Source organism: Ancalomicrobiaceae bacterium S20 (assembly GCA_040269895.1).
In the GTDB taxonomy this organism is placed as follows: Bacteria; Pseudomonadota; Alphaproteobacteria; order Rhizobiales; family Ancalomicrobiaceae; genus Methyloraptor; species Methyloraptor flagellatus.
This window is the reverse complement of record CP158568.1, coordinates 1,372,341-1,386,095: the sequence shown is the minus strand read 5'-3', so window position 1 is coordinate 1,386,095 and position 13,755 is coordinate 1,372,341. Positions and strand designations below refer to the sequence as shown.

Annotated in this window: 7 protein-coding genes and 1 tRNA gene; 2 read left to right on the top strand and 6 right to left on the bottom strand. The window is 69.3% G+C overall.

The genetic code is table 11. The annotated features are described in order from the left end of the window. Nucleotides 1-103 precede the first annotated feature (103 nt). Nucleotides 104-194: transfer RNA gene (locus ABS361_06465), tRNA-Ser, on the top strand. Between the two features lie 368 nt (nt 195-562). Then, entirely contained in the window at nt 563-1,279 is a 717-nt protein-coding gene (locus ABS361_06460) for a DUF2161 family putative PD-(D/E)XK-type phosphodiesterase (protein ID XBY46833.1), read from the top strand. 109 nt (nt 1,280-1,388) lie between these two features. Here ABS361_06460 and ABS361_06455 read toward each other — a convergent pair whose 3' ends face one another. The 6 genes from ABS361_06455 to ABS361_06430 form a co-directional block, all read right to left on the bottom strand. Then, complete coding sequence (locus ABS361_06455; protein ID XBY45886.1) at nt 1,389-6,287, bottom strand: autotransporter domain-containing protein; 4,899 nt, start codon at nt 6,285-6,287, stop codon at nt 1,389-1,391. 862 nt (nt 6,288-7,149) lie between these two features. Further along, nucleotides 7,150-7,986, bottom strand: a complete 837-nt coding sequence (locus ABS361_06450) for a phosphogluconate dehydrogenase C-terminal domain-containing protein (GenBank protein XBY45885.1) — start codon at nt 7,984-7,986, stop codon at nt 7,150-7,152. A gap of 57 nt (nt 7,987-8,043) precedes the next feature. Then, nucleotides 8,044-9,393, bottom strand: a complete 1,350-nt coding sequence (locus ABS361_06445; GenBank protein ID XBY45884.1) for a four-carbon acid sugar kinase family protein — start codon at nt 9,391-9,393, stop codon at nt 8,044-8,046. Nucleotides 9,394-9,401: 8 nt separating this feature from the next. Continuing rightward, nucleotides 9,402-10,664: a ribulose-bisphosphate carboxylase large subunit family protein gene (locus ABS361_06440; protein ID XBY45883.1), complete on the bottom strand. Its 1,263-nt coding sequence runs from the start codon at nt 10,662-10,664 to the stop codon at nt 9,402-9,404. A 26-nt stretch (nt 10,665-10,690) separates the two neighbouring features. Next, the gene (locus tag ABS361_06435; GenBank protein ID XBY45882.1) at nt 10,691-12,643 is read right to left on the bottom strand and encodes a hypothetical protein; all 1,953 of its coding nucleotides are present in this window, start codon (nt 12,641-12,643) and stop codon (nt 10,691-10,693) included. 4 nt (nt 12,644-12,647) lie between these two features. Beyond that, on the bottom strand, nt 12,648-13,745 hold the full coding sequence (locus ABS361_06430; GenBank protein XBY45881.1) for an ABC transporter ATP-binding protein: 1,098 nt from the start codon (nt 13,743-13,745) through the stop codon (nt 12,648-12,650). Nucleotides 13,746-13,755 lie beyond the last annotated feature (10 nt).

Here is a 13,755-nt window from a genome sequence, read left to right as displayed (position 1 = left end):
GGACGGGCCGGAGAGGCTCGACAGAAACAATCGGGGACGGTGATCGGCCATTCCGGACAGGCGTCTTGAAATGCCGTCCCCGGTGAGGCATAGAGACCGCCACGGAGTCGTGGCCGAGAGGCTGAAGGCACTCGTTTGCTAAATGAGCATACCCTAAAAAGGTATCGAGGGTTCGAATCCCTCCGACTCCGCCATTCTCCATCGATCTGACGCGACAATCGAGCCAAGCGCTTTCGGGTGCCAATTGGTTTGATATTGCCGGGGCTTATCAGCACCGCCATCCCGCGTGGCACTACGAGCACCCTTCGGCGCCCAAGTGCAGGCCGGAACCGCTGAGGTGTCTCGCGACCGCCGTTTTCCGTACCCCTTGGGGGGCGCTCGATCGTCGATCGATGGTGGATCCGGACAGAGAGAACGTGGCTCCGTCAGGAGTGGAGTGACGCGTGGTCTGCCTCCGATCGGCGTGCGAAGTCGTGGACGCGTTGCCGTCGCTTTGTTAACGACCCTTCGCCAAGCTCGCCCGAAATTTTCCGTGTGTCTGCTCGGCCGAGGGGCGTCCCCGTTGGAAACCGACCTCTATCTTCCCGTGAAGCGTCACCTCGAAGGCCTCGGCCTCGAGGTCAAAGGAGAGGTGCGCGGCTGCGATCTCGTGGCCTTGTCCGACGGAACACCCGAACTGGTCGTCATCGGCGAGTTGAAGCGCAACTTCACGCTCGAGCTGGTGTTGCAGGGCGTCGAACGCACATCCGCCTGCGACGAAGTCTGGCTCGCCGTTGCCGCCTCCAAACGCGGGCGTGGTCGCGAGAGCGATGCGCGGGTCAAGAAGCTGTGCCGGTTTCTCGGTTTCGGGCTGCTCGTTGTCGCGACCTCCGGTCGGGTCGACGTCATCGTCGAGCCGGAGGCCTGGAAGCCGCGGCGGGATGGGAAACGACGGTCTCGCCTCGTCGAGGAGCATCGTCGGCGCACCGGCGATCCGAACATGGGCGGCTCGACGCGAACGCCCCAGATGACGGCCTATCGCCAGCAGGCGCTCGTCGTCGCCAACGCCCTCGCCGACGCCCCGGCCCGTCCCCGCGATCTCCGCAGCCTCGCCCCTGACGCCGCCAAGATCCTACAGAGCAATGTCTATGGCTGGTTCGAGCGGATCGAACGAGGTCTCTACGGACTGACAGAGCCGGGCCGTACGGCGCTCGCCAAGTGGCCCGCACCGACGATCGCCGAGCCGAGCGACCTGGCTCGACCCGAAGCGGTCACTCGCGAATCGGGCCATACGGCCTGAATGCCGACGCCTGCCGGCGCGGCGCGACCGCGTTCGTTGTCGGCTCGCGCCCCGGCCAAGGCCTCATTGGAGGATCGCCGTGCCCGGCCGGGCACGGCGATGCTTCCACTCAGAACTTGATGCTCAGGCTCGCATTGACGCCCTGATTGGCGACGCCCGAGCCATACTGACCGCTGAAGTTGACGCTGAAGGTCGCGGACGGGCTGAGCGCGGCGCTGAAGCCCGCCTCGATGCCCGCGACATCGCGCGCCACCGGCAGCCCGGAGACGGCAAAGGCGCCGCCGCCGGAGAAGGCGTTGATGCTGGTCGGCACGGTCTTGTTGAGGTCGTGGCGCCACGCCACCATGCCGTTGGCGGTGATGGCCGTCCCGTAGAGATCGAACGTCCGGCTCGCCCGGATGCCGATGTTCGTGAACACCGTATCCGTGGTCGAGCCGCGCACGGTGAGCGCGGCGGAACCGCCGGTCTCGCCGAAGCCGCCGCTGTTCACGTTGACATAGGCGAGCCCCGCGAAGGGCTTGAACGCCATGTCGGCGAACGCGACCGTGTAGTTGACCTCGCCATAGGCTTGCGTCGTGCGGGCGCTGGACGTCGACGACAGCGCGTTGCCGAACCCGGAGAGGCTGACCGACCGGCTCGCCGTCAGATCATGCCAGGCGTGGTTGGCGCCGAAGCTGACGCCGAGCGCGTCCCACTGGCCGGCCCCGTAGACGCCGAAGCTGTAGGTGTCGGCACTCGCCGAGCCGCGGCCCTCGTTGAGACGCAGGTTCAGGCGGCCGTAGCCGCCGATGAAGCCGAGACGGAACGTGTCGTTCACGGCCGCATCCGCGCCGATGAACACGCCCCGGCTGGTCCGGTCCGCGCCGACGGCGTTGCCGTCGCCGGTCATGGAACCGAACACGCCATATCCGCGCATCCAGACGGCCGGTGCGCCGCGACCCGCCGCCTCCAGACGCGCCGCCGTCGCCTCGCGGACGAAGCGGCTGTCGTCGATCAGCGCAGTCTTGACCGATCCATAGACCTCGCCGGACAGCTGATCGAAGCTGGCGCGCGCGGCCGCTTCGGTCGTCGAGGCCGCGACCGCGTCGCGCAGGCTGTTGCCCGCGGTGAGGCCCTGGAGCGCACCGGCCGTGGCGATCTGGTTCGGCGTCTGCGCGACCGAGGCGAAGGATCGGGTCTGGACGCTCCGGAGCGTGACCGCATTGGCCGAATATTCGTCGGCCAGCGCGTAAAAGGCCGAGACGCTCGTGTCGCCGGTCAGGATGAAGCGGCCGGTGACGCCGCCGGCGGCGGTCAGCACCGTGTAGCTCGCACCGACCGGATAGGCGCCGCTGCCATACTTCGACACGCGCAGGACGGCGCCCTGGGTGATCGTCGCGCTCCCGGTGGCGGCGATGAGGTCGTGATCGCCATTCGGCGCCACGTCCGCGGCATAGACCGAGCCGGCATTGAAGGCCACCGGGCCGTTCACGGTCAGCGTGCCGGGCGAATAGCCAGGCGCCACCGTGCCGCCCGTGTTCGCGGTCAGGCTGCCGATGTTCGCCGAACCGCCGAGCAGGCCGCCGGAGCCGACCGTGAACGGCGACGTGGTCGTCGTTCCCGGCTGCAGCTGCACCATGGAGGTATCGACCGTGACGGAGCCGCTGTAGGGCGCCGAGAACAGCACCGTGCCGCCCTTGAACGTCACCGAACCCGCGCCGGTGATCGTCCCGCCGAAGCGGTACGTATCCGAGCGGTTGAACACCAGGTTTGCGTTGTTGACGACATTGCCGGCGATCGAGCCGGTGGTGCCGCCATTGCCGATCTGCAGGGTGCCGGACGACACGGTGGTGACGCCGGTATAGGTGTTGTCGCCGGTCAGGATCAGCGTGCCGGTGCCCTTCTGCTCCAGCGAGCCGGTTCCGGAGATGACGCCGGCGAAAATCACGTCGTCCGCGCGGTTGAACGCGAGCGTTCCACTGTTGGCGACGTTGCCTTGGATCGAACCCGTCGTGCCGCCGTTGCCGATCTGCAGCGTACCGGCCGCGATCGTCGTGCCGCCGGTGTAGGTATTGGCGGCGGTCAGGGCGACGGTGCCGGCGCCCCTCTGGACCAGCGAACCCGTGCCCGAGACCACGCCCGCGAAGGTCATGGCGTCGGAGCGGTTGAACGCGAGCGTGCCATTGTCGGTGACGTTGCCCTGGATCGAGCCCGTCGTGCCGCCGTTGCCGATCTGCAGCGTGCCGGCCGCGATCGTCGTGCCGCCGGTGTAGGTGTTGGCGGCGGTCAGGGCGACGGTGCCGGCGCCCTTCTGGACCAGCGAACCCGTGCCCGAGACCACGCCCGCGAAGGTCGTCGCGTCGGACCGGTTGAACGCGAGCGTGCCGTTATTGGTCACGTTGCCGGCGAGCGAGCCGGTGCTGCCGGCGTTGCCGATCTGCAGCGTGCCGCTGGCGATGGTCGTGCCGCCGGTATGGGTATTCGCACCGGTCAGGATCAGCGTTCCTGCGCCCTGCTGCGTGAGCGAACCGGTACCGGACATGGCCCCGCCGAACGTGACATCGTTCGCGCGGCGGAACGCGACGCTGGCATTGTTGACCACATCGCCAGCGATGGAGCCTGTGGTGCCGCCGCTGCCGATCTGCAGCGTGCCGGCCGACACCGTGGTGCCACCGGTATAGGTGCTGTCGCCGGTCAGGATCAGCGTGCCCGCGCCATTCTGGACCACGGCGCCGGTGCCGGAGATCGCGCCCGCAAAGGTGACGGCGTCGGAGCGGTTGAAGGCGAGCGTGCCGTTGTTGGCGATGTTGCCCTGGATCGAGCCCGTGGCGCCGCCATTGCCGATCTGCAGCGTGCCGGCCGAGATCGTCGTGCCGCCCGTGTAGGTGTTGGTTCCCGTCAGGATCAGCGTGCCGAGGTCGGTCTTCTCGAGGCCGGCCGAGCCGGCGAGCACGCTGTCGATCCGCGCCGTGGTCGCGGCCCCGGCATTGGTGCCGTCGCCGACGCGGATCTGCGCGGAACCGGTCAGCGTGACCGGGCCGCCCGTGACCGTGTAGCCCGAGGTCACGAACTGCATGCCGGTCGCCGAGACCAAGCCGGCCGTGCTGTCGACGGTCACGGTTCCGGCCGCGCCCTGGAACACTGCGAAGGCGCTGTTCCAGGCCTGGGAGATCGTCCCGGCCTGATTGATCCAGTTGGTCGTCGCCCCGGCGGTCCAGGTGCCGCTGCCGCCGACGATCGTCCCGGTCGGGCTGGTGGTGCTGCCGTTCCAGAACAGGGTCGGGGCATTCGCGCTGTCGACGACGATGTTCACCTGCCCCGCCACAGCGGTCTGCAGCGCACCGACGAAGCCGCTCGGCCGCGTGCCGAGCGCGAAACCGTTGTCGGTCAGCGAGCCGGTGTAGTTGATGATCCGGTAGAGACCCGCACCGAAGCCCGTCGACCCGGTGACGTTCAGCGTGCCGTTCAGCGTGACGTTGCCGTTCACGGTGAAGACACCCGTCGTCGACGGCGCGCCCAGCGTGACGTTCATGCTGGCGCCGGCGTTCAGGGTCAGCGCGCTCAAGGTCAGGCCGGAGCCCTGCGTGCCGTTGAGGCTAGCGCCGTTCCCGATCGTCACGGCGCCGACCGTGCCGGTGCCGCCGAGCGAGCCGCCGGTGACGTTGAAGGCGGTGCCGCCGAGATTGCCGTCGGCGTAGAGCTGCCCGCCCGAGACCGCGGCGTTCGCGGTCAGGCCGGAGGAATCCCCGGTCAGGTGCGTCACGCCGGCGATATGTTTGATGGTCGCGCCGGGGCCGCTCATCTTCTGGTCGAACACGTAGTTCGTGTCCGTGTGATTAAAGACGAGCGTACCGGCGCCGTCGCCGAACACGACACCGAGCGTTCCGCCGTTGAGCGTGCCCGCCGCCGCGGCCGCGGTCCCTTCGGCCGCACCGATGTTGATCACGCCGACCGAACCGGTGTTGGTCGCGATGTTGATCTGGTTCGCCGCCTTGAGCAGCGCGCCGTCGGAGACCGTCACCGTGCCGGTGCCGTTGAAGCCGGCGCGGAAGTTGCCGGGCGAGCTCTGCGCCGCGTTGGGCACGACTTCGTAGATCGTGCCGCTGCCGGTGATGGTCAGCGTGCCGGTCGCGCCGGGGTCGACGCCGACCGCGCTGGTGGCCGAGCGCACATAGGCGCCGGCCGAGACCGTCACCGTGCCGTTGCCCGGATTGCCGTTGCCGGTGCCGCCGATATAGAGCGGCAGGCCGTTCAGCCAGCGCGTGCCCGTGCCGGTCACGACCATGGTGGCGGTGCCGTCGCCGCCGATGTAGCTGCCGTCGGCGTCGAGCAACGCGCCGTTGGAAATCTCGATCTGGCGGCTGTCGGGCGAGAACCAGCCGTCCGTATTGGCCCAGGTGACTTGCTGGTTGGAGCGCGTGCCGACCCGCAGTTCCGAACCCGCACCGCTGACGGTGATGGACGCAGGGCCGACGGCGTAGAAGCCGAGCGTGTCGTTGAGGACCGCCCCGCCGGTGATGCTGATGCTGCTCGTGACGGCGCCGGAGGTGCGCATCGAGAGGCCGTCCATCGTCAGCATCGTACCGACGCCGCTCAGCGACAGGCTGCCGGTATCGGCGCCGCCGACATAGACATAGCCGGTGACGGTGCCGGTGGCGCCGCCGCTCATCGTCATCGTACCGCTGCCCGCGTCGCCGACCCTGAGCGAGGTGCTGACGTTGAGGATCGCGCCGCTGCCGGTGACGTTCACCGTTCCGACCGCCCCGGTCTGATTGCCGATCACGCCATACGACGCGGCATTGACGGTGATGCCGCTGCCGATGTTGAGCGTACCGCTCTCGCCGTTGCCATTGCCGACAAACAGGTGGTTGATCGAAAGATTGCCTGAGGGCGTCGAGGTCGCGCCCGGTGCGGGAGCTGAAACACTCAGGTCCGGAAGAGACTGGGCTGACGCAGGGACGGCTCCGACACCGACCAGAATCGAGCACAGCGCGGTCGAGGTGAGCAGCGTCGATCCGAAGAGCTTCATCTTATTTCCATCCCAAGAAATCTACGAACAACGACAATCCCACCGGCACTCGATCGATAAGATCGCTGCATGAGGACCCCACCCGGGGCGTCGCGACACGTTATTCTGATGAGCACAGTTCCTGGCGGAGCTGCAGCGTGAGCGTATGGCCGAAACGGCAAACCGATCGGGTGCGTCTGGTCGCGTGAATTCTCGACCAGAGAGGCTTGCAATGGATCGGAATAACTTCGGTCTCAGTCGGAATAAAATCGCGCATGCGCGAAAGAAGACGAAGATAGCGAAATGAAAACGCCGGATCGGTCCGACCGCCGGACCCGGTCATGACGCACGAACGGCGACCGATAAACGGCATCCGATCCGCGCAACCGGGTTTCCAGCAAACATTCGCTTGCCGAAAGACGCACTTGAACTGTCACAGCCCCCACTCCCCCGACATTCCGCCACGGTCTTCCGGCCGTGCTGCATGCTGCGCCCGAGACGGTCATCTCGCGGAATCACGAGACCAGAGACCAACTAAAGCGAGCAGCCGACGCACGGGAACGCTAGTTAACATTCCGTTAGAATGCAAGCGCAGCAGAAATAAACCGGAAGTAATTTTAGTGGATGGAGCGCGCGGTATGGCAGATCTGAGCAATTGTGGGCACTCGATCCCGATAGCGCCGGGATCGGCATGAAAGCAGCGTCGATCGGAACGACCGACGCATCCACGTCCGGGCCAGGGTTGTCACGCCCGGCCCGACCTAGCTCGTAAACTCACGCAACGAGGGCGTCATCGCCAGGCCGATCCAGATAAGAATCGCCTCCCGGTGGCGAGGCCGGAATCCACCGTGCCTCGCCCCTCCAGGCATCGCCCTCAGGACACTCAGCGGCAGATCGCTTCCACCGACGCCCGCACCGCGGCCGGATCGAAGATCCGGTCGAGCCAGCCCTCCTTGAAGATCACCGGCCGCGCTTCCTCGATGGCGAGCAGGCAGCCGTCGGAGAAGCGCCCGCCCGGCTGCAGGCCGAACGCGACGGCGAGCAGGATGGTCAGGTGACCGAGCAGGAAGTCCTCCGCCGCCTGCTTCGGCACGCCGCGCCGGACCGCCTCGGCGGTCGCTTCCGCCAGCACCATCGAGAAGGTCGCGCCGACCGATTCCGACAGTGCCGGCTCGAGAATCGCCATCTGTTCGACCGTGCAGCGATGCGCGCGCATCACGGGCTTGTAGATCGTCCGCGCGATCGCCTCGCAGAGCGCATAGTGCTCCTCCGGCCCCTGCGCGAGCGCGCAGACGATGTGCTGCTTAGCCGCGATACCGCCGAAATAGTCCTTCTGCGCAACGGGATCCGTCTCGTCGTTGAAGAGCGGCGGATGGCAGGGATGGGCGACGAAATAGGTGACATCGTCGCGCTTCGGCAGCTGCCCCGCATGCGGCGCCGCCGCATCGAGCATGATCACCGCCGTGCCGGGCTTCAACTCGTCGACGAAGCCGGTCAGCACTCGGCCGATCAGGCGATCCGGCACGGCCAGGATCACGACGTCGGCCGCCGCGAGCGCCTCGGCCTGCTCGACGCAGATGAGCCCGGTCGCGTCCTTGAGCCGCTGCCGCCCCTCCGGACTCACCTCGGTGTGCAGCACGGTATAGGGCGAACCCTTGAGGTTCGTGGCGAGCCGCACGCCCATCTTGCCGCCGGCTCCGAGCAGCGCGATCGTGGTCATGTCTTTCCTCCTTGTGATTGGACAGGTGCCGCCCCCGGCTTCGGGGGCGCGGCACGGTCATTCCGGACCGGTCTTGACCGTGTTGAAGAAGTCGGGCGCGCCCATCTGGCCGCCCTTGAGCACGACCTCGAAGCCGTCGATCGCGGCGTCGCGGGCGTGGACGCGGCAGAGCGGTGCGCCCGGCGCGAGCGGCGCGATGGCGGCGAGCGCCTCGACCCCGAGCGCGGTCATCGCGTAACCGGACGTGTCGCCCCCGGCGATCGCCGCGCGCGCAATCCCCGTCCGGCGCCGGACCGCGCCGACCAGCCGGCCGAGCCCGTCGCCGATCCGGTCGTTGACGACGCCGGCCGGCACGCCGGCGACGCTCACGGCCGCGCGCAACCGCGCCACAGCCGGATCGTCGGGACCGCGGGCGGTTGCAACGATCACGTCGCGGCCTTCGCCCAGATATTGAAGCGCCGCAGTCTCGGCCGCGGCGAGTGCCGCGCTCCAGGACCGTTCGTCGACGGCGGCCGCGGCATCGAGATCGACCAGGACAAAACCTTGCGCCTCGGCGACCGCGAGCTGCTGCGCCGTGATCGGCGAACAGGAGCCGGAGACGCCGACGAGCCGCTCGACCCGGCGCGCGCGCGGCACAGCGACAGTCTCGGGCAAAAGTCCGATCCGCCGCCAATGCGCGACCAGCGCATATTCGACCCCCTGCGATCCGATCGCGAACACCGGACCGCGTCCGCCGTTCCAGATCAGTCGGCCCGCCTCGGCGACGGTCTCCTCGTCGATCGTGTCGATCGCGACGATTTCGGCCCCGGCAGCGCGGGCACGTATGAGCGCCGCATCGGCCGCCCCGGCCTTGATCGCCGCGAGATCGACGAGGCCGATCGGCCGATCGGTCTGCCGGCCGAGATGCAGACGCAGGTCGGCCTCGTCCATCGGCGTCACCGGATGCCGGCTCATGACCGGATGCCGATCGAGCCGGAACACGCCGTCGTCCGTACCCGCGAACAAATGCCCGAACGCCTGATAGCGCCGGATCGCCGGCGCGCCGACCACGAGCGGATGCCAGGCGCCGCCGAGGATCGGCGCCCCGAGATCGATCGCTTTGCCGATCGAGCCGCAGGCCGGCGAGGAATCGAAGGTCGAGCAGACCTTGTAGTGGGCGACCGGCGCGCCGAACCGCGCGAGCGCGGCGAAGGCCGCCGGCAGGTTCGCCGCCATCCAGTCCGGATCGCGCGAGCGGGCGACGCCGGCGATGCCGATCGCGCGCAGCCCTTCAAATCGAGACAAGGTCTCCGGCGACGGCGGCGCCAGGAACATCGCCGTCGGAACGCCGGCGAAGGTCAGGACTTCCATCACGGCGGAGGAGCCGGTGAAGTCGTCGCCGTAGAAGGACAGGAGCGGCGCGGCCATGGCGCGCCTCACGCCTTGTAGGCGCCGAGCGCGGCGGCGAGCGCCGGCCGCGTCTGGGCATGGGTTTCGATCGGGATGCCGGCCATCGCCGCGTCCCACGCCTCGCGCAGCGCCGTGACGCCCGCGGCAACCCCGTGCGGGTGAGCCACGATGCCGCCGCCGGCCGCATAGATCAGATCCGGCGAGCCGAGCGCGGCCCAGGTGCCGGCGACCTGCCGGACCGTCTGGCCGGACGAAAACACCGGCATGGCGCGCATCGGCGATGCCTCGAACAGCGAATCCCCGAGCGACCGCGCCGAGACGATCACGCTGTCGTCGCTCTCGCTGAACTTGTTGGCGAGGCCGTTGACATGCATGTGGTCGCAGCCCGCGAGCCGCCAGAGCTTCGACCAGGCCGGAAACGACCAGCCGAGCGCCGGCGCGCGGCTGAGCGCGCCCCAGCCGTTGCGATGGGCATGCAGCGGCAGCGCGGTGTGGCGGGCGAGTTCGACAATACCGGCGAAGCCGACCGCGTTGAGGCTCGCCATGATGCAGGTGCCGCCCTTGGCGAACACGAAATCGTGCCGGCGCCGCATCTCGTCGATGTCGCCGGTCAGGTTGAAGGCGACCATGCACTTGCGGCCGTGCCGGTCGGCGGCGCGCTCGACCACGCGCATCACCGCCTCGACCCGCGCTTCGAACGGGCAGCTCGGCCCGTCGGACTGCAGCTCGTCGTCCTTGACGAAGTCGATACCGGCGTCGGCGAGCGTGCCGACCAGTTCGGCGGTCGCCGCCGACGAGAGGCCGACGCTCGGCTTGACGATCGTGCCGATCAGCGGCCGGCCCTCGACGCCTGCGAGGCGCCGCGTGCCGGCGACACCGAACTTCGGCCCGGCATAGCGGTCCGCGAAAGCCGTCGGCAGGCGCAGATCGAGCAGACGCAGCCCCGAGAAAGCCCTCAGTTCAAACAGGTTGCCGGCGACTGTTGCCACGAGGTTCGGCAGCGAGGGGCCGATATTGTCGAGCGGCCAGGACAGCGTCACCCGGGCGCGCTGCCAGCCGCCGCCGGCCTTGGGCGCGACCGCCCCCGGCAGCGACGGCGCATCGACCGTGCCGACGACCTCGAGCGCCTCGACCCGCGCGGCGGCGCGCGCCTTGAGCTCGGGCGTCTCGCCGGGCACCGCGACGAAGGTGCCGGACGATTGCTCGCCGGCCATGGCCTCGGCCGCGGCGGCCGGCTCGGCCGCCGTTTCGATCAGATAGTCGGCTTCGATACGCGTCGGATCGGACATGGAAATCTCGGAACGGGCGTTGCGGATCAGAGCGATCGATCCAGGAACAGGATGGCGGCCGGATCGAGCGTCGCGGCCGGCGCCGCCACCGGCGTCAGCGCATGATCGAGCCAGCGCGGATCGGCCGCGGCCGCCGCGAAGGTGGTCGTGTCGAGCACGGCGAGCCGGTCGCCCGGCGCGAGCCCGAGGCGCTGCGTCTCGGGGCCGAGGTTGGCGGCGACGAGCCGCAGACCGCGCTCGGTGGCGAAGGCGAGCCCGACGACGCCGTCCGGCAATCCGGACAGGCGATGCCGCACACCGGCGCCGCCCAATGCGCGCAGCACATGGAAGATCGGATAGACCCGCGCTTCGGCATGCGCGTCCCACCAGGGCCGCGCGACTGCGCCCGGCGTCGCGATGATGCCGAACGGACCGGCCGGACCGGCGAGCGCGATCGCCTCGACGCCGCAGGCTTCGGTCGCAGCCAAGGCGCCGACGGCCCAGGCGGCGCCGAGCAGGCCGCGGGCGCGCGGATCCCACGTCGACATGGTCAGGCGGCGCTGGTCGGGATTGGCCGAGACCGTGTCGCCATAGGGGTTCGAGCGCATGCCGATCGCCACAAGGCCGAGCCGATACGCAGCCGCGCCACCGATCGCCCGCGCGCTGCGGAAAATGTCCGGCAGCGCCTCGAGCGTCTGCACGACGCTGAGATCGTCCGCCGCGTGCACGGTCGCCGCCGTGCCGTGGCTGACGTAGTCGCAGGCGAGCCCATCCGGCCGGCAGCGGTTGAACTCGGTGAAGTTGGTCAGCACGCCCGCGCCGACCCGCGCCTCGGGGAACGCCGCCCGCGCCGCCGCGAAGGCCGCGGCCGGCGAGAGCCCGCTCGGCCACCGGCCCGTGGGCTGGTAGCTCGCCAGGTAGGCGGCCGGCAGCGCGATGACATGGCGTGGCGCCACGCCGGCCGCCCGGCACGCGACCGCGACACCGGCGAGCTGCGGCTCCGCCGCACTGTCGTCGCCGAGCACGATCTCCAGATCGAGCATGCCGCCGGTCGCAGCGAGCAGCGGCGCGGCCTCATCGAGGCGCGCGGCCACGTCATCCGGCGTGACGCGCAGCAGCAGGGTCTGGACGCCACTCTCGGCGACGAGCGCCGCGCCCGCCGCATCGGGCAGCCAACCGCCCTCGCCTGCCAGCAGCAGTTCCGGCAGCGCCTCGCCCGTCGCGGCGCCGATCGCGACCGCTGCCTCCGCCCGAGCCGCTTTCCCGACCCCGTCGCCCGCAACGCTGACGCGGATCTGCTGACGGATCGTCGATCCGGCCGCGATCACGTAGGCGAAGGGCTCGACCAGCGGCCGGCAATAGGTCTTGAACGAGGCGTCGGACCAGTTGCGCTGGTCCTCCATCTCGAAGACCTCGCCGTCGAAACCGAGCTCGACCGCGATGCCTTCGATCTCGAAGGCGAGGCCCGCGATGTCGCGCACCGGCTGCGCCGGCGAAATCAGCTCCGGCATCACGGTCTCGCGCACGCCGCCGTCCGGCGCGGTGACGCGCACCGGCCGGCCGGCGACGCCCGCGATCGGATGCAGCACCGTGAATCCGCTGCGGTTGGTGACGAAATCGCGCGTCGCCCGCGCCTCGCCGGTTGCGGTGATCAGGCCCGCACGGTCGATCTCGTAGACGACCCGGCAGACGAGCGCGCCCTCGTCGACCGAGAAGCGCCGTTCGTAACGGACGCCGGTCTCGGTCTCCTCCTGGCCCTCGTAGGTGACCTCGGGCGGCAGCGTCGCCCAGTTGCGATCGCGGATCGGAAAGTCGATCTGCCGGACGAGTTCGACCGCCCCGAGCGCCAATCGCCGGAGCGCGCCGCCGTCGATCGAAAAGCTGATCGCGCCGGTCCGGAACGTGAGCGGCGCGGCTGCGATCTCGGTCGTGCCGGTCTCGAAGATCCGCGGTTCGCGATCGAGGGGTCGCGCCGCCGTGAGTCCGGTTTGCTCGGTCATGGGATCAGCGCTCCCCGCCCGCGGACCCGTGGGAAACGGCGCGCCCGCTCGCGGCATCGAACAGCACCGTGCGCTCCATCGCGATCGTCAGCGGCAGCCGCTCGCCCGGCCGGGCCACGGCATGGGCATCGAGCTCGGCGACGACAGGCGTTCCCGCGAGCCCGAAACTCGCGTAGCTGCGCGAGCCGGTCGGCTGCACGACCTCCACCGTGACGTCGAAGCCATCGGCGCCGCCGGTCCGGAAATGCTCCGGTCGGACGCCGAGCTGGCAGCGCCGGCCGGGTTCCGGTCGCGACAGCCGATGGCTCGAGCCGAACGGAACGACGCGGCCGTCGGCGAGCGCGACGCCCTCGCGGTCGGACGTGACCGTGACCGGCAAGATGTTCATCTGCGGCGAGCCGAGGAAGCCGGCGACGAAGCGATCGACCGGCCGCTCGAACAAGTCGAGCGGCGCGCCCGACTGCGCGATCACGCCGTCGTTGAGCAGCACGATCCGGTCGGCGAGCGTCATCGCCTCGATCTGGTCGTGGGTGACATAGATGAAGGTCTTGCCGATCTCCTGATGCAGCCGCTTCAGCTCCTCGCGCATGCCGTCGCGCAGCTTGGCGTCGAGGTTGGAGAGCGGCTCGTCGAAGAGGTAGAGATCGGCATCGCGCACGATCGCCCGGCCGATCGCCACGCGCTGGCGCTGACCGCCGGAGAGCGCGCGCGGATGCCGATCGAGCACGGCCGAAATGTGCAGCGTCTCCGCCGCCTGCCGGACGCGCCGGTCGATCTCCTCGGCCGGAACGCGCCGGGCGCGCAGACCGAAGGCGATGTTCTCGTAGACCGTCAGATAGGGGTAGAGCGCGTAGCTCTGGAACACCATGGCAATGTTGCGGTCCTTGGGCTCGGCATGGGTGATGCCGCGGCCCTTGAGCACGATGTCGCCCGACGAGACGTCCTCGAGGCCGGCGATCATCCTGAGCAGCGTCGACTTCCCGCAACCCGACGGGCCGACCAGCACCAGGAACTCGCCGGCGGTCACCTTCAGGTCGACGCCCTTCACGGCGTGGAAGGCGCCGTAGTATTTTTCGAGACGGTTGATTTCCAGATCGGCCATCGCCCAAGTA

Excerpts from the sequence above, each read along its gene's own strand:
- ABS361_06455 (XBY45886.1), bottom strand. The coding sequence starts at position 6,287 with ATGAAGCTCTTCGGATCGACGCTGCTCACCTCGACCGCGCTGTGCTCG.
- ABS361_06435 (XBY45882.1), bottom strand. The coding sequence starts at position 12,643 with ATGACCGAGCAAACCGGACTCACGGCGGCGCGACCCCTCGATCGCGAA.
- ABS361_06450 (XBY45885.1), bottom strand. The coding sequence starts at position 7,986 with ATGACCACGATCGCGCTGCTCGGAGCCGGCGGCAAGATGGGCGTGCGG.
- ABS361_06445 (XBY45884.1), bottom strand. The coding sequence starts at position 9,393 with ATGGCCGCGCCGCTCCTGTCCTTCTACGGCGACGACTTCACCGGCTCC.
- ABS361_06440 (XBY45883.1), bottom strand. The coding sequence starts at position 10,664 with ATGTCCGATCCGACGCGTATCGAAGCCGACTATCTGATCGAAACGGCG.
- ABS361_06430 (XBY45881.1), bottom strand. The coding sequence starts at position 13,745 with ATGGCCGATCTGGAAATCAACCGTCTCGAAAAATACTACGGCGCCTTC.